This window comes from Afipia clevelandensis ATCC 49720 (assembly GCF_000336555.1).
In the GTDB taxonomy this organism is placed as follows: Bacteria; Pseudomonadota; Alphaproteobacteria; order Rhizobiales; family Xanthobacteraceae; genus Afipia; species Afipia clevelandensis.
Genome location: NZ_KB375281.1, coordinates 560340 through 583199 on the forward strand (window position 1 = coordinate 560340; position 22860 = coordinate 583199).

The 22860-nt window shown below is 60.8% G+C and carries 27 protein-coding genes; 24 read left to right on the plus strand and 3 right to left on the minus strand.

Annotation, left to right across the window (positions count from 1 at the left end):
• The first annotated feature begins 59 nt into the window (after positions 1–59).
• The 4 genes from phnC (at position 60) to phnE (HMPREF9696_RS02475) (ending at position 3654) form a co-directional block, all read left to right on the plus strand.
• The gene (gene phnC, locus HMPREF9696_RS02460) at positions 60–872 is read left to right on the plus strand and encodes a phosphonate ABC transporter ATP-binding protein (protein ID WP_002711361.1); all 813 of its coding nucleotides are present in this window, start codon (positions 60–62) and stop codon (positions 870–872) included.
• A gap of 43 nt (positions 873–915) precedes the next feature.
• The gene (phnD, locus tag HMPREF9696_RS02465; RefSeq protein WP_002711362.1) at positions 916–1854 is read left to right on the plus strand and encodes a phosphonate ABC transporter substrate-binding protein; all 939 of its coding nucleotides are present in this window, start codon (positions 916–918) and stop codon (positions 1852–1854) included.
• Positions 1855–1921: 67 nt separating this feature from the next.
• Complete coding sequence (gene phnE / locus HMPREF9696_RS02470) at positions 1922–2806, plus strand: phosphonate ABC transporter, permease protein PhnE (protein ID WP_002711363.1); 885 nt, start codon at positions 1922–1924, stop codon at positions 2804–2806.
• Positions 2803–3654 carry a phosphonate ABC transporter, permease protein PhnE gene (phnE, locus tag HMPREF9696_RS02475; protein ID WP_002711364.1) on the plus strand — a complete coding sequence of 284 codons (852 nt, stop codon included), beginning with the start codon at positions 2803–2805 and terminating at the stop codon, positions 3652–3654. The genes phnE (HMPREF9696_RS02470) and phnE (HMPREF9696_RS02475) overlap by 4 nt, the downstream gene beginning before the upstream one ends.
• A 3-nt stretch (positions 3655–3657) precedes the next feature.
• Here phnE (HMPREF9696_RS02475) and phnF read toward each other — a convergent pair whose 3' ends face one another.
• A complete protein-coding gene (gene phnF / locus HMPREF9696_RS02480) occupies positions 3658–4389 on the minus strand; it encodes a phosphonate metabolism transcriptional regulator PhnF (RefSeq protein ID WP_002711365.1) in 732 nt (243 codons plus the stop codon).
• Between the two features lie 130 nt (positions 4390–4519).
• Here phnF and phnG point away from each other — a divergent pair, with 130 nt between their 5' ends.
• The 20 genes from phnG to pip all read left to right on the plus strand — a co-directional run bounded on the left by phnG (position 4520) and on the right by pip (position 21094).
• Positions 4520–4981 carry a phosphonate C-P lyase system protein PhnG gene (phnG, locus tag HMPREF9696_RS02485; RefSeq protein ID WP_002711366.1) on the plus strand — a complete coding sequence of 154 codons (462 nt, stop codon included), beginning with the start codon at positions 4520–4522 and terminating at the stop codon, positions 4979–4981.
• The gene (phnH, locus tag HMPREF9696_RS02490; protein ID WP_002711367.1) at positions 4981–5598 is read left to right on the plus strand and encodes a phosphonate C-P lyase system protein PhnH; all 618 of its coding nucleotides are present in this window, start codon (positions 4981–4983) and stop codon (positions 5596–5598) included. Before phnG ends, phnH begins: the two co-directional genes overlap by 1 nt.
• A 3-nt stretch (positions 5599–5601) precedes the next feature.
• Positions 5602–6708: a carbon-phosphorus lyase complex subunit gene (locus tag HMPREF9696_RS02495; RefSeq protein ID WP_002711368.1), complete on the plus strand. Its 1107-nt coding sequence runs from the start codon at positions 5602–5604 to the stop codon at positions 6706–6708.
• Entirely contained in the window at positions 6705–7580 is an 876-nt protein-coding gene (locus HMPREF9696_RS02500; RefSeq protein ID WP_002711369.1) for an alpha-D-ribose 1-methylphosphonate 5-phosphate C-P-lyase PhnJ, read from the plus strand. Before HMPREF9696_RS02495 ends, HMPREF9696_RS02500 begins: the two co-directional genes overlap by 4 nt.
• Positions 7580–8362: a phosphonate C-P lyase system protein PhnK gene (gene phnK / locus HMPREF9696_RS02505; RefSeq protein ID WP_002711370.1), complete on the plus strand. Its 783-nt coding sequence runs from the start codon at positions 7580–7582 to the stop codon at positions 8360–8362. Before HMPREF9696_RS02500 ends, phnK begins: the two co-directional genes overlap by 1 nt.
• 7 nt (positions 8363–8369) lie before the next feature.
• On the plus strand, positions 8370–9068 hold the full coding sequence (gene phnL, locus HMPREF9696_RS02510) for a phosphonate C-P lyase system protein PhnL (protein ID WP_002711371.1): 699 nt from the start codon (positions 8370–8372) through the stop codon (positions 9066–9068).
• A gap of 9 nt (positions 9069–9077) precedes the next feature.
• Complete coding sequence (locus HMPREF9696_RS02515) at positions 9078–10235, plus strand: alpha-D-ribose 1-methylphosphonate 5-triphosphate diphosphatase (protein WP_002711372.1); 1158 nt, start codon at positions 9078–9080, stop codon at positions 10233–10235.
• Entirely contained in the window at positions 10232–10810 is a 579-nt protein-coding gene (gene phnN, locus HMPREF9696_RS02520; protein WP_002711373.1) for a phosphonate metabolism protein/1,5-bisphosphokinase (PRPP-forming) PhnN, read from the plus strand. Before HMPREF9696_RS02515 ends, phnN begins: the two co-directional genes overlap by 4 nt.
• 354 nt (positions 10811–11164) lie before the next feature.
• Positions 11165–12175, plus strand: coding sequence for a phosphate ABC transporter substrate-binding protein PstS (pstS, locus tag HMPREF9696_RS02525; protein ID WP_002711374.1), 1011 nt, complete (start codon positions 11165–11167; stop codon positions 12173–12175).
• A gap of 127 nt (positions 12176–12302) precedes the next feature.
• Positions 12303–13295: a phosphate ABC transporter permease subunit PstC gene (pstC, locus tag HMPREF9696_RS02530; RefSeq protein WP_002711375.1), complete on the plus strand. Its 993-nt coding sequence runs from the start codon at positions 12303–12305 to the stop codon at positions 13293–13295.
• Position 13296: 1 nt separating this feature from the next.
• Complete coding sequence (gene pstA / locus HMPREF9696_RS02535) at positions 13297–14142, plus strand: phosphate ABC transporter permease PstA (RefSeq protein WP_002711376.1); 846 nt, start codon at positions 13297–13299, stop codon at positions 14140–14142.
• Positions 14139–14966 (plus strand): phosphate ABC transporter ATP-binding protein PstB, encoded by an 828-nt coding sequence (gene pstB / locus HMPREF9696_RS02540; RefSeq protein WP_002711377.1) that lies wholly within the window; start codon positions 14139–14141, stop codon positions 14964–14966. Before pstA ends, pstB begins: the two co-directional genes overlap by 4 nt.
• Positions 14967–14992: 26 nt before the next feature.
• On the plus strand, positions 14993–15709 hold the full coding sequence (gene phoU / locus HMPREF9696_RS02545) for a phosphate signaling complex protein PhoU (RefSeq protein ID WP_002711378.1): 717 nt from the start codon (positions 14993–14995) through the stop codon (positions 15707–15709).
• A 25-nt stretch (positions 15710–15734) separates the two neighbouring features.
• A complete protein-coding gene (gene phoB / locus HMPREF9696_RS02550) occupies positions 15735–16442 on the plus strand; it encodes a phosphate regulon transcriptional regulator PhoB (RefSeq protein ID WP_002711379.1) in 708 nt (235 codons plus the stop codon).
• A gap of 249 nt (positions 16443–16691) precedes the next feature.
• Complete coding sequence (gene pqqA, locus HMPREF9696_RS21140; RefSeq protein ID WP_040426128.1) at positions 16692–16772, plus strand: pyrroloquinoline quinone precursor peptide PqqA; 81 nt, start codon at positions 16692–16694, stop codon at positions 16770–16772.
• Positions 16773–16920: 148 nt separating this feature from the next.
• Positions 16921–17847 (plus strand): pyrroloquinoline quinone biosynthesis protein PqqB, encoded by a 927-nt coding sequence (gene pqqB, locus HMPREF9696_RS02555; protein WP_002711380.1) that lies wholly within the window; start codon positions 16921–16923, stop codon positions 17845–17847.
• A complete protein-coding gene (gene pqqC, locus HMPREF9696_RS02560) occupies positions 17844–18608 on the plus strand; it encodes a pyrroloquinoline-quinone synthase PqqC (protein ID WP_002711381.1) in 765 nt (254 codons plus the stop codon). The genes pqqB and pqqC overlap by 4 nt, the downstream gene beginning before the upstream one ends.
• A 5-nt stretch (positions 18609–18613) precedes the next feature.
• Positions 18614–18922, plus strand: coding sequence for a pyrroloquinoline quinone biosynthesis peptide chaperone PqqD (gene pqqD / locus HMPREF9696_RS02565; RefSeq protein WP_174309469.1), 309 nt, complete (start codon positions 18614–18616; stop codon positions 18920–18922).
• Positions 18919–20121 (plus strand): pyrroloquinoline quinone biosynthesis protein PqqE, encoded by a 1203-nt coding sequence (pqqE, locus tag HMPREF9696_RS02570; RefSeq protein ID WP_002711383.1) that lies wholly within the window; start codon positions 18919–18921, stop codon positions 20119–20121. The genes pqqD and pqqE overlap by 4 nt, the downstream gene beginning before the upstream one ends.
• Positions 20111–21094 carry a prolyl aminopeptidase gene (gene pip / locus HMPREF9696_RS02575; protein WP_002711384.1) on the plus strand — a complete coding sequence of 328 codons (984 nt, stop codon included), beginning with the start codon at positions 20111–20113 and terminating at the stop codon, positions 21092–21094. The genes pqqE and pip overlap by 11 nt, the downstream gene beginning before the upstream one ends.
• A gap of 26 nt (positions 21095–21120) precedes the next feature.
• Here the strand turns inward: pip and HMPREF9696_RS02580 are convergent, their stop codons facing one another.
• Entirely contained in the window at positions 21121–21450 is a 330-nt protein-coding gene (locus HMPREF9696_RS02580) for a c-type cytochrome (protein ID WP_002711385.1), read from the minus strand.
• 81 nt (positions 21451–21531) lie between these two features.
• Complete coding sequence (locus HMPREF9696_RS02585) at positions 21532–22809, minus strand: PQQ-dependent sugar dehydrogenase (protein WP_002711386.1); 1278 nt, start codon at positions 22807–22809, stop codon at positions 21532–21534.
• Positions 22810–22860: the final 51 nt, after the last annotated feature.

Below are 22860 nucleotides of genomic sequence, written 5' to 3' on the forward strand. Positions count from 1 at the left end.
TCACACAACTGTAGAAAACCCGCGTTAGCGAGGGAGGGTGACTGCAACGGAGTCGGCGCATGCTTGAAGTGGACGGACTAACGTGCCGGTTTGGTGCGAAGACAGCCGTTGATAATGCGTCGTTCGCGATCGAGCCGGGCCGTTTTGTCGGCGTAATCGGCCGCTCGGGCGCTGGCAAGTCGACGCTGCTCCGCATGATCAATCGCCTCGAAAACCCGACCGCAGGACGCATCCTGTTTGAGGGGGTGGACGTCACGGCGCTACAGGGCCGGGATCTACGCCGCTGGCGCGCGCGCTCGGCGATGATCTTCCAGCAATTCAATCTGGTCGGGCGTCTCGACGTGCTGACCAATGTTCTGATGGGACGCCTTGCCGGTATGCCGTTCTGGCGGTCGGTGACGCAGCTTTGGCCCCACGACGACAAGGCCATGGCGATTTCGGCGCTCGAACAGTTCGACATGATGCCGATGGCGGCGCAGCGCGCCGATCAGCTCTCGGGCGGACAACAGCAGCGCGTGGCCATCGCCCGCGCACTGGTTCAGCAGCCCGACATCATTCTCGCCGACGAGCCGATTGCATCGCTCGATCCGCGCAACACGCGCATCGTGATGGATGCGCTGCTGCGGATCAACAAGCACTTCGGCATCACCGTGATCTGCAATCTTCACTCTCTGGAACTCGCGCGAAACTATTGTGATCGCCTGATCGGAATGTCCGCCGGCCGGGTCGTGTTCGACGGTGCGCCGGCTGCGTTGACCGACAGCATCGCGCGCGAGCTCTACGATCTCGAAGCTGGAGAAGTGATGGGAGAGGTTCCGGACTTCGCGCCGGGAGAACTGACACCTGCACTTGGAAATGCCGTGGCGGCCTAGTTTGTCGCCCAATGAACTTACCGACTGACCCCAAGAGGATATCATGATCAATCGTCGCATCGTCATTGCGGGCGCCGCCGCGCTCGCCCTCAGCACTACCGCAGCATCGGCCCAGGACTGGAAGTCGAAGTATCCAGAGCTAACCTTCGCCGTGGTGCCGGCCGAAAATGCGTCCGGCGTCACTGAGCGCTGGGCGCCGTTCATTTCCTATCTGAGCAAGGAACTCGGCGTGAAGGTGAACCTGCGTATCGCCAACGACTATGCTGCCGTCATCGAAGGCCAGCGCTCGGGCGCGATTCATATCGCGAGCTATGGCTCGGCTTCCTTCGCCCGTGCTCGCATGACCGGCGTCAAGACGGAAGCTTTTGCCAACGACCGCAACATCGATGGCACCACGGGCTATTACTCGATGTTCTTCGTGCTCGCGAAAAGCCCGTACAAGACCATCGACGATGTGAAGGGCAAGAACCTCGGTCTTGTCGATCCCAATTCGACCTCGGGCAACAATGTTCCGCGTTTCGAACTGAACAAGATGCAGATCACCGATGCTGAATCCTATTTCAGCAAGGTGGTCTTCACCGGCAGCCATGAAAACGCGCTTCTTGCGCTTGCCCAGGGCACTGTCGACGTGGCCGCCAATCAGTGGACTACCGAGAACGACTCGACGTTGTCGCAGATGCTGACCAAGGGCATGCTGAAGAATGCGGACGGATCGGTGATGAAGAAGGACGACTTCCGCATCATCCACAAGTCTGCGCCGATCCTGAACGGCCCGTATGCGGTTCTCGAAGACATGCCTGCGGGCCTCAAGACCAGCATCGAGAAGGCCTTCTTCGATGCGCCGGTCAAGGACAAGGCAGCCTTTGACCGTTTGTCCGACGGGCAGAAGAAGGACTTCCATCCTGCGACCACGAAGGACTGGGACGGCATGATCGAACTGATCAAGTTCGTCGACAGCCTCCGCAAGAGGAAGGCGTCCTGATTCACTTCGATTGAACAGAGGGCCGGGGATCGAACTCCGGCCCTTCCTCCATGATCAGAGCTGTGACTTGACGACCAGCCTCTCCAGCTATCCGCCCCAGCAGATCGCCGCACTTGAAGCCGCTTACAAGGCGGCCGTCTTCACTAAGCGGGTGCGATTTTTGGCGGGGCTTTCCCTGTTTGTCGCGTTGTTGATCCTTGCGGGATTAGGGGCTGAAGTTGCGCCGAAAACCTTTGTCGACAAGATCGGAAACTTTGTCAGCTATTTCGACCGCATCCTGAATCTCGATACTGGAAAGCGGGTCTGGACCGATCCCTCCGAGTGGTTTTGGGGCTGGCAGAAATGGCTGAAGCTGCTCGCCGAAACACTGCTGCTCAGTTATGTCGGGACCACGATGGGTGCGACCGGCGCATTCGTTCTGAATTTCTTCGCCGCTGCAAACCTCTCGCCACATCCAGCCTTGCGGTTTGTGGTGCGCAGGCTGCTGGAGTTCTGCCGGACGGTTCCGAGCATCGTATTCGCACTGATCTTTGTGATCGCCTTCGGTCTCGGCCCGATGGCGGGTGTGCTTGCGATTGGCATTCATTCGATCGGTGCGCTCGGCAAGCTCTATTCGGAGCAGGCCGAGAGCATTGATATGAAACCGCTCGAAGGAGTCCGGTCCACGGGCGCAAGCTGGCTGTCGTCGATCCGCTTTGCGGTGTTGCCTCAGGTGATGCCGGGCTTTGCCAGCTACACGCTGCTGCGGTTCGAGATCAATGTGCGTGAAGCGTCCGTGATGGGGTTTGTCGGCGCAGGCGGCATCGGTCAGGAGCTTGTTGTTGCCGTGCGCAAGTTCTTCTATTCCGACGTCAGCGCGATCCTGCTGATGATCATTGTCACGGTTTTCGTCATCGACATTTGCACGGGATGGCTGCGCGCGCGATTGTTCGGCGTGGAGCAGCGCGCATGACGCTGGCAACCCGCGATCCGGACCGGTTGGTGGCGCAGTATCCCGAACTGTTTCGGGCTGCGCAGAACTCGCGGTTGAAGGCTGTTGCGCTTGGGCTGGCAGCGCTCGGGCTGTTTCTGTTCGGCTGCTGGTATCTCGAGTTCTCACTAGACCGGCTGATAACGGGCTTCCGTCAGCTCGGCTGGTTCGTCATGCTGATGATCCCGCCCGATCCCGGAACGTCTTTGCCGACGTATCTTGTCGCGATAGGCGAGACGCTGTCGATTGCGTTTCTCGGCACGCTGCTGGCCGCCGTCTTCGCATTGCCGGTGAGCCTTCTGGCGGCGCGCAACATCATCCCGTCGGTGTTCCTGCGGTTTCCTGTCCGGCGCTTTCTGGACTCGATCCGCGGTATTGACACGCTGATCTGGGCGCTGGTCTGGATCAATGTCGTCGGGCTCGGGCCGTTCGCGGGCGTGCTCGCGATAGCGACATCTGATTTTGGCGCATTCGGAAAACTGTTTTCCGAAGCCATCGAGGGCGCGGACAGCAAGCAGGTGGAAGGGATCCGCGCTGCCGGCGGCAACAAGCTGCATGAAGTCCGGTTCGGATTGATGCCGCAGGTGCTTCCGGTGATCGCCGGGCAGATTCTCTATTTCATCGAATCCAACACCCGATCGGCCACCATCATCGGCATCGTCGGCGCAGGTGGTATCGGCCTACAACTCGCGGAACAAATTCGCGTGCTGGAGTGGCAGAAGGTGTCGAGCCTGATTCTGATGATCCTGATCGCGGTCGCAGTGATCGACTTCATTTCAAACAGGCTGCGCTTTGCCATTATCGGCCGGGCGGGCGAGGTGCGCGCCTGATCGTTACTGGTTCTCGATCACAAATTGCACCCGTTCCGCGGCAAAGCGCGAGCGTGAGGTGAGAAGCGGACTTCCGTCCGGCTCCACATCAAGACTGTCGACCACCAGAACAGGCCGTCCCAACGCGAGATCGAGCCTCGCGGCATCGCCAGCCTCAGCGATGGCCGCGGTGACCTTGGTCCATTCGCGGCGATAGTCCCGCACACCGAACTGCGAGAGCAGTTTGGTGGTGGATTTCAGCTTCTCGTAAATCCGGGCGCCATCGGCAAAACGGTCCGCGCTCATCCACTTCGTTCCGATGCAAATCGGAATCCGGTCGGCGGTGCGCAGGGCGTCGATCCGCAGCAGCGGAGCGCCGGTCTTGAGGGCGAGCCTCTTCGCCAGATCCGGCGAAGCCGCTTCGATGGACGAGTGCAGCAGCTTGCCATCGGCCTCGTGTCCGCCGGCGCCGACAATCTCCGAAAATCGTGTGCGTGACCGCAAAGGATAAGCGATGCGGGGAGCTTCGACATAGGTGCCGCTGCCGCGCTCCGCGCGCACCAGCCCGCGCTCGGCCAAGGCCGCCAGCGCACGGCGGACGGTGTGACGGTTGACGCGATGGATTTCCGCAATCTCAAGCTCGCCGGGCAGGCGCGTGTCATGCGGATAGGTTCCGTCGGCGATTGCCTGTTCGATGGAATCAGCGACCCGGCGCCACAGCGCGACGCCGGTGTTCGGCGGCTCCGTCAAACTCATGGCCGCGATGCCCTGCGAAGCAGAATGGTACTGGCTGCTGTGAAAATCATGCCGACGTCACCAGTTTGTCATGGCGCCGCGTTACGTAGTTGTCTATTAACATAGACAACTTGAAATCGACAAGATTGATATGACCCGGCCGCAGCCCAATCCGCAGCAAAGCCGCCGCCGCAGCGCCATGTCGGTGCTCGCGAAGGCGCCGGCAGAGCGCATCGCGACGTGCCTGGAAGCGTTCGATGTTCCGCCGCATGAGGTCGCGCGACCGCCGGAAAACGGTCTTGTCATGGTTCGCGGCCGAATCGGCGGCGACGGTGCGCCGTTCAATCTCGGTGAGGCGACTGTGTCCCGGGCGGCGATCCGGCTGTCATCCGGCGAAGTCGGCTTCGGCTACGCCTTGGGGCGCGACAGCGAGAAGGCGAGGTTGATTGCGCTGTGCGATGCGCTCATGCAGACCGAAGCGCTCGCAACTGACGTCGAGCAGAAGGTCATCGCGCCGTTGCGGAATGAACTTGAGGTTGCGCGTGCAAAGCGCGCGGCGGAGACGGCGGCCACGCGGGTGGACTTTTATACGCTGGTGAGAGGAGAGGGCTGATGACGTCGCTTCCTGCCAGCGATAAATCCGCGACGCAATTTGCCGAGTCCGTCCTGGCGTCGCAGTCGGTCTTCCGTAGCGTCATGAATGCGCTGGCGCGGCCCGGCGCCATTCAGACAATCTCAGCGCTGATCGAGCGGCCGCAATTGCTGATGCCTGCAACGGCAGCGGTAGCGCTCGCACTTTTCGATCACGATACGCCGGTCTGGGCCGATGCGGCGTTCTGTGCTGAACCGGAGATTGCGAACTGGCTGCGGTTTCAGACCGGAGCGCCACTGGTCGCAGCGGCCTCCGCTGCGGCCTTCGCACTTGTCAGCTGCGCTTCAGCCTTGCTGGACTTTGAGCATTTTGCCCAAGGCACGCCGGAATATCCGGATCGCTCGGCAACCTTGATCGTTCAGGCCGATACCCTGACCGAGGGACCTGAACTGATCCTGAGCGGGCCGGGCATTCAAGGCACGTCCTCCCTGCGGGCGGGGGCATTGCCGCCCGATTTTGCGAAGCGGATGCAGGCCAATGGCGCGCTGTTTCCGCAAGGTGTCGATCTGTTGCTCGTCTGCGGAGCGGAACTCGTGGCATTGCCGCGCAGCACGCACGTCGCTGCGAAGGAGGCTTGAGCCATGTATGTCGCGGTGAAGGGCGGCGAGCGCGCCATCGAGAATGCCCACCGGCTTCTGGCGCATGAGCGCCGTGGCGATCCGGCCGTTCCGGATATCTCGCTGTCACAGATTTCCGAACAGCTTGCCCTGGCTGTCGATCGGGTTATGACTGAAGGCTCGCTTTACGATCGCGAACTGGCTGCGCTGGCCATCAAGCAGGCGCGCGGTGACCTGATCGAAGCGATCTTCCTGCTGCGTGCGTTCCGCGCGACCCTGCCGCGTTTCGGCGCGACCGAGCCACTCGATACCGCGAACATGCAGGTGCGCCGCCGCATCTCTTCCACATTCAAGGATATCCCGGGCGGACAAATCCTCGGCCCGACATTTGATTATACGCATCGTCTGCTCGATCCGGATCTGACGAACGGTTTGCCGGTGCCTGCTCCGGCACAGGGCGAGGCGCAGAATATTTCGATGCCGCGCGTGACCGATATTCTCGGTGCGGATGGCCTGATCGAGTCCTCGCCTGCGGAAAATCCCGATATAGAGGTTGGCGATCTGACGCGCGAGCCATTGAGTTTTCCCGCGGATCGCGATCTTCGGCTGCAAAATCTTGCGCGGGGCGACGAGGGCTTTCTGCTCGCGCTCGGCTATTCGACCCAGCGCGGTTTTGGGAGAACGCATCCCTTCGCGGGCGAAATCCGCCTTGGCGAGGTCGAAGTTGAGTTCTTCGCGGAAGATGCCGGATTTGCCGTGCCGCTCGGCGAGATCACTCTCACCGAATGCCAGATGGTAAACCAGTTCAAGGGATCTGCGACCGAGGCGCCGTGTTTCACGCGCGGCTACGGTCTCGCTTTCGGGCAGAGCGAGCGAAAGACCATGTCGATGGCGCTGGTGGACCGCTCGCTGCGCGCGCGTGAACTCGGCGAAGAGGCGCGGGCGCCCGCCCAGGACGAGGAGTTTGTCATGTCGCATTCCGACAATGTGCAGGCGACCGGCTTTGTCGAACATCTCAAGCTGCCCCACTACGTGGACTTCCAGTCTGAACTCGGCCTGCTGCGCAAACTGCGCAAGGAGTTCGACGAGGCAAAGGGCAACCAGACACCACTGGCGGACGCTGCGGAATGAACGCGCCGGCATATAACTTTGCCTATCTCGACGAGCAGACCAAGCGGATGATCCGCCGCGCGATCCTCAAGGCGATCGCGATTCCCGGCTATCAGGTCCCGTTCGCCAGCCGCGAAATGCCGATGCCCTACGGCTGGGGCACGGGCGGCGTGCAGGTCACGGCTGCAATCCTTGGGGTGGATGACACACTGAAGGTGATCGACCAGGGCTCGGACGACACCACCAATGCGATTTCGATCCGCAAGTTCTTCGAGAAGACCGCAGGCGTGAAAACCACAACGGTCACGTCGGATGCCACAGTGATCCAGACCCGGCATCGCATTCCGGAGACGGCGCTGAATGACAATCAGGTGCTGGTGTATCAGGTGCCGATTCCGGAGCCGCTGCGGTTTCTGGAACCGCGCGAAACCGAAACGCGCCGCATGCATGGATTGGCTGAATACGGGTTGATGCATGTCAAGCTCTATGAGGACATCGCCCGCCATGGCCATATCGCGACAACCTACGCTTATCCGGTCAAGGTCAACGAGCGCTATGTGATGGACCCGTCGCCGACGCCGAAGTTCGACAATCCCAAGATGGATGATTGTTCGGCGCTGCAACTGTTCGGTGCAGGGCGGGAAAAGCGCATCTATGCCATTCCGCCCCATACAAAAGTCACCTCGCTCGATTTCGAGGATCATCCGTTTGAGACCTATCGCTTCGCTGCGCCGTGCGCATTGTGCGGATCGGACAGTTCCTATCTTGACGAAGTCGTCGTCGATGACAGAGGCGGCCGGATGTTCGTCTGTTCCGATACCGATTATTGCGAAACGCGCCGCGCCGCCGGCCATCAGGGCGCTGGTTTCGGCGCCGATCATCAGGTGACATGATGCGGAACGACGATCAGCCTCTGTTGGTTTGCGAAGGTCTCACCAAGTCCTACGGCAGCCTTCTGGCCTGCAACAATGTCTCGTTCGAGGTTTATTCCGGGGAGGTGCTGGCCATTGTCGGAGAGTCCGGCTCGGGAAAGTCGACGCTGTTGCAGATGCTTTCAACCCAGCTAGCTCCGAACAGCGGCCGCGTCTCTTATCGCATGCGAGACGGGGTGACGCGCGATCTCGCCGCACTTGGCGAAGCCGAGCGGCGTTTTCTGTTCCGCACCGACTGGGGCTTTGTGCATCAGGACCCGGCGAACGGATTGCGGATGGCCGTCTCGGCCGGCGCCAATGTCGGTGAGCGGTTGATGGCAGTGGGCTGGAATCACTATGGCCGGATTCGCGAGACCGCGTCGTCCTGGCTTGAGCGCGTCGAGATTTCCACGGATCGCATTGACGATGCGCCGAAGACCTATTCCGGCGGCATGCGTCAGCGGCTGCAGATTGCACGCAATCTGGTCACCGAACCGAGGCTCGTGTTCATGGATGAGCCGACCGGCGGGCTCGACGTCTCGGTGCAGGCGCGGCTGCTCGATCTGGTCCGCGGACTTGTGACCGAACTCGGACTTGCGGTGATTATCGTGACCCACGATCTTGCTGTGGCGCGGCTTCTGTCCCATCGCGTGATGGTGATGAAGGGCGGAGAAGTGATCGAGACCGGCCTGACCGATCAGGTCCTTGACGATCCACATGAGCCCTATACCCAGCTTCTCGTTTCCTCGATCCTGCCGGCGTGAGGGTCCTATGTCTGCGATGATCGAAATCACACACGCCGCGAAAACCTTCACCATGCACTTGCAGAATGGCATCCGCCTGCCGGTGGTGTCCGGCGTCTCGATGCATGCCGATGCCGGGGAATGCGTTGTGCTGGCGGGACCGTCCGGCGCGGGGAAGTCGTCCATTCTGAAGATGATCTTCGGGAATTACCGCTGCGATCAGGGACGGATCGCGGTGCGGCATGGCGGCGAGGTCATCGACATCGCCACCGCGCAGCCGCGCGACGTGCTGCGCGTCCGCAGGCAGACCATCGGCTATGTCAGCCAGTTTCTGCGCGCGGTGCCGCGCGTTGCGACCCTTGACGTGGTGGCGGAGCCTTTGATCGTCAACGGCACACCGCGCGAGGAGGCCCGGGTGCAGGCTGGTGCATTGCTGCGCCGGCTGAACATCGCCGAACGGCTCTGGACGCTGCCGCCATCGACCTTCTCGGGCGGCGAACAACAACGCGTGAATATCGCGCGCGGGTTCATTTCGGATATGCCGATCCTGCTGCTGGATGAGCCGACCGCATCGCTGGATGCGGCCAACCGCAGGATCGTTGTTGAACTGGTGGAAGAAAAGAAAAGGCGCGGCGTGGCCATGGTGGCCATTGTCCACGACGACGAAGTCCGCGATCTGATCGCGGACAGGATTGTGGATGTCACGTCGTTCGCTGTGGCTGCATAAGAGGAAGCAATGAGTTCCGAACCGACCGAAATGATCCTGACCAATGCCGCGCTGGTGCTCGGCGACCGGGTTCTGGAAAAGGGATGGATTGCCGTTTCCGGCGGCAAGATCGCAGAATTCGGCGAGGGTAATGCACCCGAACGCGGTCAAGACATGCAGGGCGATCTGGTGATGCCCGGTTTGATCGAATTGCACACCGACCATCTCGAAGCGCACTATGTGCCGCGCCCGAAGGTCTACTGGGATCCTGTCGCGGCCGTGGTGTCCTATGACGGGCAACTCGCCACCAGCGGCATCACCACAGTGCTGGATTCGCTGCGCGTCTGGCGCGAGGAAGGGGCAGAGGATGTCGATGGTCAGGCGGGGATACTGGCGAACGCCATCTCAGCCGCGCGCGATGCAAGACTGCTCCGCGCCGAGCACTTTTTGCATCTGCGCTGTGAAATCCCGATGCCGAGTGTCGTGGAAGAAGCGAAGGAATTGATCCATCGACCAGATATCCGGCTGATGTCCCTGATGGATCACACGCCCGGCCAGCGCCAGTTTCGCGACGAGGGCAAGCTGCGGGACTACTATCGCGGCAAGAGCGGTGGTCTGACCGATGCCGAACTCGATGTGATGTTCGAGCGGCGGTTTCTCTATCAAAGGAAATACGGCGAGGCCAATATGCGGGAGATCGTGGCGCTGGCCCACAGCCACGATATTCCGCTCGCCAGTCATGACGATACGACGGACGAGAATGTCGCCGACGCAATCCGCGACCGGGTTTCGGTCGCCGAATTTCCGACCACAATGGAGGCGGCGAGGGGATTGCATCAGGCGGGAATCTCCGTGCTGATGGGTGCGCCGAACGTCGTTCGCGGCGGCTCTCACTCCGGCAACATCGCCGCCGTCGATCTGGCCCGCGAAGGGCTGCTCGACATCATGTCGTCCGACTACATTCCGTCGAGCCTTTTGATGGCGGCGATGCAGTTGCCGCGCCATGTTCCTGCGATTGATCTTGCCGCGGCGGTGCGGACAGTCACCAAGACCGCAGCCGAGGCTGTGGGACTGAGCGACCGTGGGGAGATCGCTGCCGGCAAGCGGGCCGATCTGATCCGTGTTCACGTCGCGCATGATGTTCCCGCAGTGCGCAGCGTCTGGCGGGAAGGACATCGGGTGGCATGAGCGAAACAGTTGTGTTGCCGGACACAAGCGCCGGTTTGATCGGACCGGGCCGGCTGATCCTCGTTGTTGGCCCCAGCGGCGCGGGCAAGGACACGCTGATCGGTCTTGCTATGGCGGCGCGCACGCAAGACCGCGCGATCGTGTTTCCGCAGCGCGTTGTGACCCGGGAAGCCTCATCGTTCGAGAACAATGAAGCCGTCAGTGCGATCGTCTTCGGGCAGATGCTGGGGCGTGGCGACTTCGCGTTCCAGTGGGAAGCACACGGTCTGCGTTACGGAATTCCGCGCACGATTGTCGACGACATCCGCGCGGGCCGGACGGTTGTCATCAACGCTTCGCGCACAATCATCGACTTCGCGCGCCGGTCATATGCTCGTGTCACCGTTGTCGCGGTGATTGCGCCGCCCGATATCCTTGCGCAGCGAGTTGCGGCGAGAGGGCGTGCCAGTGATGGCCGGATCGATGATCGGCTGCGAAGGGCCGTCAGCAGCCCCGAGCCGGATGCGACCATCAACAATGTGGGTCCCGCCGATGCGCATGCGGCAGAACTTCTGAAGTTTATCGACGGGGTCTGACAGCTCATCACTCTGTGGGCATGCATCTGGATCGAGGTGCATGGGTTTCCAGATTTACAGGTTTTGACGGGCCTTGAGTCGGCCGGCGTCGATTGCCCGTGACTGTCGTAAACGGGCTTCACAGTCGTTAAAAATTCATTTCCGCTGATTATTCAGCCAGTCTCGCGTATTTTGAATTTCCTTATAATTTTCAATGCGATATCCGTGTTTCTTCGACGGTATTCCGTGCCGCCGAGAGGTGTCACACGACTGTCATCCAACCTCCATAAAAGCTCTATGCCGGACCTCTAAAGAGGCGGCCTCGGGAGCCAATCCCTGACGATTGTGCACCCGCTCACACGATGGAGAGACCCAGTGAATTTCATCAAAACAGTGGTCGTTGCCGGCCTTGTCGCCGCATCGACTTCGGCATTTGCCGCTGACATCACGGGCGCGGGTGCGACGTTCCCGTTCCCCGTCTATTCAAAGTGGGCTGACGCCTACAAGAAGGAGACCGGCAACGGTCTGAACTATCAGTCGATCGGTTCGGGCGCCGGCATCAAGCAGATCCAGGCCAAGACCGTGACCTTCGGCGCCACCGACGCGCCGCTCAAGGCTGAACAGCTCGAGAAGGACGGCCTGCTCCAGTGGCCGATGGTCATGGGCGCGATCGTCCCGGTCGTGAACCTCCCCGGCATCAAGCCGGGCGAACTGGTGCTCTCGGGCGAACTGCTCGGCGACATCTATCTCGGCAAGGTCACCAAGTGGAACGATGCTGCCATCGTCAAGCTGAACCCGAAGCTGACGCTGCCGGGTGACGCTATCACCGTGGTGCGCCGCTCGGACGGTTCGGGAACCACCTTCAACTTCACCGACTACCTCTCCAAGGCGAACGCCGAGTGGAAGGCGAAGGTCGGACAGGGCACCGCGGTTGAATGGCCCACCGGCGTCGGCGCCAAGGGTAACGAAGGCGTTGCCGGCAACGTCGGTCAGACCAAGAACTCGATCGGTTATGTCGAGTACGCCTATGCCAAGCAGAACAAGCTGACCTATGCCGCGATGATCAACAAGGCCGGCAAGACCGTTCAGCCGACCATTGCTGCGTTCCAGGCTGCGGCGTCCAACGCTGACTGGGCCAAGGCTCCGGGTTACTACGTGATCCTGACCGACCAGCCGGGTGATGCATCGTGGCCGATCACCGCTGCGACCTTCATCCTGATGCACAAGACCCCGGTCGACAAGGCTGCGTCGGCTGAAGCCATCAAGTTCTTCAAGTGGTCGTTCGAGAAGGGCGACAAGATGGCTGAGGAACTCGATTACATCCCGATGCCGGAGCCGGTGGTCAAGCTGATCGAAAAGACCTGGACGGCTGACATCAAGAGCTAAGTGAATAATCGGAGGAGAGGCCAAACCTCTCCTCCGTTTTTCTTCTGGCGGTGGTTCATCCCCGCCTGGATGTATGTGATCGACAGATCTACCAGAGTGAATGGGACAGGGGACGAGCGTGGCAGAAATGGCCGTTCAGAGCACCTCGATGGACGCAGCAGCCGGACCGTACGATCGCGCGAAAGCTCTGAGTGCTTTCAAGTTCGGTGACAAGGCATTCTATTGGACGACCCGCGCATGCGCCATTGCGGTTCTCCTTATTCTCGGCGGCATCATTCTCTCCCTGATTGCAGGCGCGTGGCCTGCGATGAAGGAGTATGGATTTGCATTTCTGTGGACGCAGCGCTGGGCGCCGTCCGCGGACCCTCCTGTGCTCGGCGCGCTGGGTCCGATCTACGGTACACTGGTCACGTCGGTCATCGCGATGATGATCGCCATTCCGGTCGGTATCGGCATTGCCATCTTCCTGACCGAACTTTGCCCGCAGTGGCTGCGCCGCCCGATCGGCATGGCGGTTGAACTACTCGCCGGCGTGCCATCCATCATTTACGGCATGTGGGGCTTCTTCGTGCTGGGACCGTTCCTGGCGAACACGTTCCAGCCCTTCATGATCCGCATTTTTGACGGCGTTCCCGTTCTGGGTTCGATATTCGCAGGGCCACCGTCCTATCTCAGCCTGTTCAATGCCGCGCTCATCCTAGCGATTATGGTGCTGCCGTTCATCACCTCGATTTCCGTGGACGTGTTCAAGACGGTGCCGCCGGTTTTGAAGGAAGCGGCCTATGGCGTCGGCTGCACGACATGGGAAGTGGTCCGTAACGTTGTCATCCCGTACACGCGGGTGGGTGTGATCGGCGGCATCATGCTGGCGCTGGGTCGCGCGCTTGGCGAAACCATGGCCGTCACCTTCATCATCGGCAACTCGTTCCGGATATCGTCATCGATCTTTGCGCCTGGCACGACCATTTCGGCGGCGATCGCCAGCGAATTCGCGGAAAGCGACGGTCTTCACCAGTCTGGCCTCATTCTGCTTGGCCTGCTGCTGTTCGTGCTGACGTTCTTCGTGCTGGCAGCGGCCCGTTTGATGTTGATGCGCCTCGAAAGCAAGGCGGGGAAGTAACATGAATCCGATTTATGCCTCCCGCCGCCGCTGGGACATCGTGATCCGCTTCCTCTGTCTGGGTGCGGCTCTGTTCGGTGTGACCTGGCTCGCGCTGATCCTGTTCACGCTGCTCTATAACGGTCTCGCCGGCCTGCATCTGAGCATCTTTACCGAAAACACGCCGCCGCCGGGATCGACGGAGGGCGGGCTTCTGAACGCCATCGTCGGCTCGATCATCATGACCGTGCTCGGCGTCGGCATCGGTGCGCCCATCGGCCTGTTCGCAGGCACCTATCTGGCGGAGTACGGCAAGCATGACCGGCTCACATCGGTGATCCGCTTCATCAACGATATTCTGCTCAGTGCGCCCTCGATCATTATCGGTCTGTTCGTCTATGGCGCGATCGTGGTGCCAATGGGCGGCTTCTCGGCGTTCGCCGGCACGCTGGCGCTGGCCGTGATCGTGATCCCCGTCGTGGTTCGCACGACGGAAGACATGCTCGGTCTGGTTCCCAATCCGTTGCGGGAAGCGGCGTCGGCGCTCGGTCTGCCGCGGTCGCTGGTGATCAAGCGCATCGCCTATCGCGCGGCACGTTCGGGTCTGATCACCGGCGTGCTGCTGGCGACGGCGCGCGTTGCGGGTGAAACCGCGCCGCTTCTGTTCACCGCTCTCAGCAACCAGTTCTTCAGCCTCGATCTCACCAAGACGATGGCGAACCTGCCGGTGACCATCAACAACTTCGTCCAGAGCCCCTACGAGTACTGGAAGCAGCTCGCATGGACCGGTGCTCTGCTGATCACCTTTACCGTACTTGCCCTTAACATTGGCGCGCGCGTTCTCGGCGCCGAGAGGAAAACGAAATGAGCGAGCAGCTTTCTGTTAGCGTCGATCTTCCCCGTGGACACGTACCGGGTGCAATCGGTCAGGCCGAGGCCCGGGCCAAGGTGACTGCCCGGGACCTGAACTTCTATTACGGCGAGCATCACGCGCTGAAGAACATCAATCTGACGCTCGGCGAAAACCGCGTCACGGCGTTCATCGGCCCGTCAGGCTGCGGCAAGTCCACGTTGCTGCGCATCTTCAACCGCATGTACGACCTTTATCCCGGTCAGCGCGCGGTGGGCCAGCTCATGCTGGACAACACCAACATTCTCGATCCGAAGCTCGACCTCAACCTGCTGCGCGCCCGGATCGGCATGGTGTTCCAGAAGCCGACGCCGTTCCCGATGACCATTTATGAAAACATCGCTTTCGGCATCCGGCTCTATGAGAAAATCTCGAAGTCGGAGATGGACGGCCGCGTCGAAGCCGCGCTGAAGGGCGGGGCACTCTGGAACGAGGTCAAGGACAAGCTCAACGCCAGCGGCCTCAGCTTGTCGGGCGGTCAGCAGCAGCGCCTGTGCATCGCGCGCACCGTCGCGGTTCGCCCGGAAGTCATCCTGTTCGACGAGCCTTGCTCGGCGCTCGATCCGATCTCCACCGCCAAGGTCGAGGAACTGATCCAGGAACTGAAGGAAGACTACACGATCGCCATCGTGACGCATAATATGCAGCAGGCGGCGCGTGTGTCGGACAAGACGGCGTTCATGTATCTCGGCGAACTGATTGAGTTCGACGAAACCAACAAGATCTTCACGTCGCCAACCGATCGGCGCACGCAAGATTACATCACCGGCCGCTTCGGCTGACGCGCATATCGCGGGAGAGAATGATCATGGGTTCAGAACATACCGCCAAGGCGTTCGATGACGACCTCCAGGAGCTCAACCGGCTTGTCGCTGAAATGGGCGGCCTTGCCGAACGGCAGATCGTCGATTCCGTCGATGCGCTGATCCGCCGGGACGTCGCACTCGGAAAACGCGTCGTTGCCGCCGATCTCGAAATCGACAAGTTGCAGCACCTGATCGAGGAGCGTGCCGTTCTCACCATTGCGCGCCGCCAGCCGATGGCTGTCGACCTGCGAGAGATCGTAAGTTCGATGCGTGTTGCGACCGATCTCGAGCGGATCGGCGACCTGTCCAAGAACATCGGAAAGCGCGTCGCGGCGCTGGACAGCGATTTCCATCCGCTGAAGCTGATCCGCGGCCTGGAGCACATGACCGACCTCGTCCAGTCGCAGGTCAAGTCGGTGCTCGACGCCTACGCGGCGCACGATCTGCCCGCCGCCATGACGGTCTGGAAGGGCGACGAGGAGGTCGATGCGATCTGCACATCGCTGTTCCGTGAGCTTCTGACCTATATGATGGAAGACCCGCGCAATATCGGCTTCTGTATCCATCTGATGTTCTGCGCCAAGAACATCGAGCGGATCGGCGACCATGCGACCAACATCGCCGAGACGGTGTTCTACATGATCGAGGGCCAGCAGATGATCGACCAGCGCCCGAAAGGCGACATGACGACTTTTGCCACCGCCGCGTCGGGAAGCTAAACTAGAATCAACTGAAGGATCGCGCATGAGCGCCCGAATTCTTGTTGTCGAAGATGAAGAAGCGTTGACTACGCTTCTTCGCTACAATCTCGATGCCGAGGGCTATGAGGTCGAGACCGTCGCGCGCGGCGACGACGCGGATACCCGGCTCAAGGAACACATTCCTGATCTTATCGTTCTCGATTGGATGCTTCCCGGCCTGTCCGGTATCGAACTGTGCCGCCGGCTGCGTGCCCGTCCCGAAACCAAGCAGATCCCGATCATCATGCTGACCGCGCGCGGCGAGGAAAGCGAACGGGTCCGGGGACTTGCGACCGGCGCGGACGACTACATCGTCAAGCCGTTCTCGGTTCCTGAGCTGCTGGCCCGGGTCAAGGGCTTGCTGCGCCGGGCAAGCCCGGAGCGCCTCGCCACGGTTCTGGCGTTCGGTGATATCGAACTGGACCGCGATCGCCGCCGTGTCGCGCGGTCTGGCCGTCCGATCGATCTCGGCCCAACCGAATACCGTTTGTTGGAGTTCTTCCTGGAACATCCGGGGCGTGTATTCAGCCGCGAGCAGTTGCTCGACGGCGTTTGGGGCCGCGACATCTATATCGACGAGCGTACGGTGGACGTTCACATCGGCCGGCTGCGGAAGCTGCTCAATCTCGGGCGCGAATCCGACCCGATCCGCACTGTGCGCGGCGCAGGTTATGCGCTTGACGACCGCTTCGCCAAGGCCGAGCAGACCTGAGCCCATTCAGTCCGGTGCAAGGTCCTGCGGCCTTATTAGGGCTTCGAGGGCGAGCAGCCGAGTTATCCCTCTGAGCTATGAAGAGGTGACCGGCTGCTCGGGTCATTGCTGCGCCGCACACCGTGGCGAGAGTCACAATCTTGTGCCGCCAGGCTCTGAAATTCCTTGGTGCGGTTTGGAAACTCCGTGTTAGCCTCGTCGTTGACGAGGGCGACAGAGTCCCGTCCGCAATGGGCAAGGAGACCAATAATGGCCTGGAAGACCCCAAGGATCGTTGAAGTTCCGGTCGGCATGGAAATCAACATGTACGCCTGCGCGGCACGGAAGTAGCGCGGTTACAAGTATCAGGCTTTCCTTCAAGCGATCCGGTTTCCTCTGGAATTCCTTGGGTTAAGGGGGTTCCTGAGCGAGACCGGTTTGTTTGTGCCTGTGGAATGCGATGATCCTTCACATGTTGGCTTGGTGAGAGCGAAGTCTCATGCGCATCGTCGTACTTGGGGCCGCGGCGGGTGGTGGTGTTCCCCAATGGAACTGCAATTGCGCAATTTGCAAGGCCGCGCGCGACGAGCGCCCGGAGTTACGGGCAACACAGGCGTCGATCGCAGTCAGCGCCGATGGTGAGCATTGGTTTCTGATCAACGCATCGCCGGATGTGCGTCAGCAGGTGATCGCGACGCCGCAGCTTCATCCCGGGGCCGGCCATTTGCGACATAGTCCTATCGCCGGGGTGATCCTGACCAATGGCGAGGTCGATGCCGTCGCCGGGCTGTTGTCGCTGCGCGAAGGCTGGTCATTTTCGATCTACGCGCACCAGCGCGTCCTCGATATCCTCAAGTCCAACAGCATTTTCAATGTGCTCGATGAAAAGCGGGTCAGGCGCGAGGCGATTGAATGTGGCCGGGCGTTTGAACCGCGACACGCGGACGGAACATCATCCGGCCTGGAAGTGCTTCCATTCGCGGCTCCCGGAAAGCGGGCATGGTATCTGGAAAACGAGACCGATCCTGGAGGCGGCGGCGATGGCGGAGACACGCTCGGTCTGCGGATCGCTGACAAGCGGACCGGGGAATATCTCTATTTTCTCGCAGCCTGCGCCGGGCTCACGCCAGACATCAAGCAGCGCCTTCAGGGCGCGCCGCTGGTTTTCTTTGACGGGACGCTTTGGCGCGACGATGAATTGATCGCGGCAGGCTTGGGAGCGAAAACAGGGCAGCGAATGGGCCACATGTCCATGTCGGGCCCGGACGGTGCGATGGCCGCGCTCGCCGATCTTGGCATCACCCGAAAGATTTTTCTGCATATCAACAATTCGAATCCAGTGCTTTTGCGGGAGTCCGAGGAGCGTCAGGCTGCCGAACGTGCGGGCTGGCAAATTCCTTTCGATGGAATGGAGATCACGCTTTGATCGCCACGAGTGTCTTTGCGCTGAAAAAAGGAACGCCACTCGGCAATGCGGCCGAGCTTGAAACCGCGCTCCGGGACATCGGCGCGACCCGCTATCACAATCTGCATCCGTTTCACAAACTGCTGCACGGCGGCAAGCTCAACAAAGGACAGGTGCAGGCCTGGGCGCTGAACCGCTACTATTACCAGAGTTCGATCCCGATCAAGGATGCGGTGGTGATCTCGCGCTTTCGCGACCGCAACATCCGCCTCGAATGGCGGCACCGGATCGAGGATCACGATGGCAATATCGGGACTGAAGGCGGGATCGAGCGCTGGCTGAAGCTGACCGAAGGCCTAGGTCTCGACAGCGCCTATGTGGAATCCGCCGAGGGCATTCTGCCGGCGACGCGCTTTGCGGTCGATGCCTACGTTCATTTCGTCCGCGACCGCACCCCGCTTGAGGCCATCGCCTCGTCGTTGACTGAATTGTTCGCGCCGAACCTGCACGAGGAGCGCATTTCGGGAATGCTTGCGCATTACGACTTTATCAACCCGAATATCATGAGCTATTTCAAGCGCCGGCTGGAACAGGCTCCGCGCGACGCCAACTTCGCCCTCGATTTTGTCAAGACCCACGCCAAGACTCCGGAAGAGCGCGACGCTGTTTGCAATGCGCTGATCTTCAAGACCAACGTGCTCTGGGTTCAGCTCGATGCGCTGTATCATGCCTATGTCGAAGGGCATGTTCCGCCGGGCGCCTTCGTGCCGGAGAAGGGCTGATGGCATTGCGGAACCGCAGGATCGACATAACTGAGCAGAGCAGACCGATACTTGCACGGCATGCGAAACTGAAGTTCGATGACGCACGGCAGGTCTGGGTCATTCTCGTTCCGGAAAGGGTGCTCGCGCCGGATGAGATCGCGGTTGAGGTGCTGCAGCTTTGCGATGGTGTGCGGAATGTCGATCAGATCGTCGATGTCCTGGCGGCTAAATACACGGCGGACCGCGCCATCATTGGAGCCGATGTCATCGCCATGCTGAAGGACCTTGCGGAGAAGGGTTTTCTTGCGGAGGCACAGGACACCAAGCCATGAACCCGACACTGACTGACGCCTCTCCTGTTCACACCGATCCGGCCGACGGGCTGGCGGTGCTGGAGGCGCGCAAGTCACAGGCGGAGACATTCGGCATTCCGCTGGCCGTTCTCGCGGAACTGACGCATCGGTGTCCGCTGCAGTGTCCGTATTGCTCGAATCCTCTGGAATTGGAGCGAAGTGGCGCGGAGCTATCCACGGATGAGTGGAGGCGCGTGTTGAGCGAACTCGCGCAAATCGGCGTGCTCCAGATTCATTTCTCCGGCGGCGAGCCGACAGCGCGCAAGGATTTGGCTGAACTGGTCCGGCACGCAACGGATGTGGGTCTCTATAGCAATCTCATTACATCAGCCGTATTGCTGACCAGGGACAAGCTCGCCGCTTTGGCTGATGCCGGGCTGTGTCACATCCAGATCAGCTTTCAGGGCAGCGAGCAAGGCGTTGCCGACCGTGTCGCCGGGCTCAAAGACGCGCATGCGAAGAAAATCGAAGCAGCGGGCTGGGCACGCGAACTTGGGTTGCCGCTCACCGTGAACGCCGTGATGCATCGGCAAAACCTGTTTCAGTTATCCGACATCATCCAGATGGCCGTCGATCTCGATGCCGACCGGCTCGAAGTCGCCAACGTGCAGTATTATGGCTGGGCGCTGAACAACCGCGCCACGCTGATGCCGACCATTGAGCAGATCGAGGAAACCTCCCGCATTGTCGAGGAGGCCGAGACGCGGCTGAAGGGTATCCTCGCGATTGATTATGTGGTCCCGGACTACTACGCGCTGCGCCCGAAGAAATGCATGGGCGGCTGGGGAAGGCAGTTTTTCAACATCTCGCCATCCGGCAAGATTTTACCGTGTCATGCGGCGGAAACGATTACCGGTCTCGCGTTCGAGTCGGTACGCGATCATTCCATCGCGTGGATCTGGCAGAATTCAGAGGCCTTCAACCGTTATCGCGGCACAGGCTGGATGCCGCAGCCCTGCCAAAGCTGTGAGTACAGAGAGGTCGATTACGGTGGGTGCCGTTGTCAGGCCTTTGCTCTAACCGGCAATGCGGGAAACACCGATCCCGCCTGCGCGCTATCTCCCATGCACGAAGCGATCTTCAAGACGGCCATGAGCGAGGCCGCTGGCGACACTCGCCGTTTCATCTACCGCAATTTTGCCGGCGGGACCCGCGAGGCGGATGTGCATGGCGCCTGACGCCGGCGACATCGCAGCACCGGACAAGCGGGGAGACCGCTTCGCGCCGCTCTCGGCGCGGCATATGCCGGTTGGCGACGGCCATGACATCTATGTCGAGACGGTGGGGCGGGCGGACGGCATTCCGGCCATCTATCTGCACGGCGGGCCAGGCAGCGGCTGTCAGCCGGATCATCGCCGGCTGTTCGATCCCTCGCGATTTCATGCCGTGCTGTTCGATCAGCGCGGCGCAGGTAGGAGCCGCCCGAAGGGCCTGCGAGAGGCCAACACGCTGCCGCATCTGATCGCGGATATGGAAGCCATTCGCGAAAGCCTCGGCTTCGACAAATGGCTCGTTGTCGGCGGATCATGGGGCGCGACGCTGGCGCTCGCTTACGCGCAGGCTCATCCGCAGCGTGTGAGCGGCATTGTGCTTCGGGCGACCTTTCTCGGAACGCGAGCCGAACTCGAACGAGCTTTTCTTCAAAACTTGCCGGGATTCTACCCAGATCTGTACGAGGACTTTCTCAATCTGCTTCCATCGCAGGAGCGCTCCCAGCCCCTCGATGCTTACTGGCGGCGCATTCTTGATCCCGATCCAAAGGTTCATGGCCCCGCATCCCGCGCATGGCACGACACCGAACGAATCCTGTCCGAGCACAAGCCGTCCAAGACCCGGCTCGATCTCGCTGCGGTGAACAACGATGCGCGCGGCTTGCCGTCCACGCCGTTTATGGAAGCTCACTACTTCATGAATGATTGCTTCATAGCGCCCGGACAACTTTTGGAAAATGCCGGGAAACTGTCTGGCATTCGCGGGATTGTCGTGCAGGGCCGTTACGACCTGTTGTGTCCGCCTTCAACCGCGCATGCGCTGCTGAAAGTCTGGCCCGGCGCGGCGCTGAGAATGGCCGAGGCGGCGGGCCACACGCTGTATGACCCCGGCGTGCGCGATGTCGTCATCGCAGCGATTGACGATATCTGGCGCCAATAAACGTGTTCGCTCCGGTCAGAACCGGATCAGTTCGGAAGCGTCACTTCGACCGTCAGCCCGGAATACCAGGCCGCGAGATCGGCGATGTCCGCATCCGATAAAGGCTTGGCCACGACATTCATGGTCTCGTCCTTGCGCTCCCCGGAGCGGAAGGCCTTGATCTGCTTTTCCAGATACATCGCCGGCGAACCGGCGATGTTGGGGGCCATCGGCATTTTAGAAATTCCGTCAACGCCGTGACATGCCGCGCACATCTGCGCTTTCTTGCGTCCGGCCTTGGCGTCGGTGGCGTGAGCCGTGCCGGATGGAGCCATCAGGCTCAACAGGCAGAGGCAGGCAATCAGACGGCCGATCATGTGTTGTCCATCTTGTTGTCACCCGAACGCGGCTCGCCGCGAACAGGTCAGGCCTGTCCGCGGCGAGGGCGATGTTGGCACTTATTTTCCGTCGTAGGTGATGCGATAGAGCGCTCCGGCCAGATCGTCGGAGACCAGCATTGATCCATCGCGCAGCGTCGCAACGTCGACGGGGCGGCCGGTATATTCGCCGTCCGCCGTCAGCCAGCCCGATGCGAAGACTTCCGTCTTGTCCGCGCTGCCGTCAGGCTTCAGTGAGGTGAACATGATGCGCGCGCCGACCGGCTCCGTGCGATTCCACGATCCATGCTGCGCCGAGAAGATGCCGCCGCGATATTTCGCCGGGAACGACTTGCCGTTGTAGAAGATCATCCCGAGATCGGCGGCATGGGCGTCCATTTCGACTTCCGGGTACACCACGTTCGCGGGCGGCGTATCGCCCTTGTATTCGTTGGTCCGGACCTTGCCGCCGCCGAAATACGGGAATCCGAAGTTCTGGCCGATCTGGGTGGCGCGGTTCAATTCGCCGGGCGGGATGTTGTCGCCCATGCCGTCGACCTGATTGTCGGTGAACCAAAGCTGGTTGTTCTTCGGATTGAAATCCATGCCGACCGAGTTGCGAACGCCGGTCGCGTAGACTTCGCGGTTCTTGCCATCCTGATCGACCCGGATAATACCGCCGATGCCGTGCTTGTTGAAGCCGTCCATCTTGCTCTTCGCCGGGACGTTGAATGGCTGTCCCAGCGTGATGTAAATCTTGTTGTCGGCGCCGACCCGGCATACGCGGGCGGTGTGGTTGAAACTCTCGTCTTCCTTCGGGATCAGTTCGCCCTGAGGAACGACAACCGCCACGGCAATGTCCGGACTTTCATAGAAAAATTCCGCAGCCGGGAAATTGAGGACACGGTTCTGCTCGGCGACGAACAGGAACCCGTCCTTGGAGAAGCAGACGCCATTCGGGATGGTGAAATTGACCGATGGGGCGAATTCCTTCACTTCCTCCGCAAAGCCTGCCTTGCCGCGGTCGGTCACCGCATAGACCTTGCTCTTGCGCGTGCCGACGAATGTCACGACGCCCTGCGGGCCGACCGCGATGTGGCGCGCATCGGGCACCAGCGCATACAGGCTGATCTTGAAACCCGGCGGCAGCTTGATCTTGGCGAGATTAGCCTTGATCGCATCGACCTTGCGCCCCGTTTGCGGCACGGTCGGAATCTCGGTGACGCCTGTCTTCTGGAAGTTACCGAGCTTGTCCAGATTGTTGTTCTGACTCTGCGCGGATGCAGATATTGCCGATATACCAACGAGTGCAGCGGCCGCGACGGAAACAAGAGTGCGTTTTTTGAAAGCGTAAAACATGATTTATCCTCCCGGCGGGGTTCATTCTTGGCGTTTTACGAGGCGGGAGCC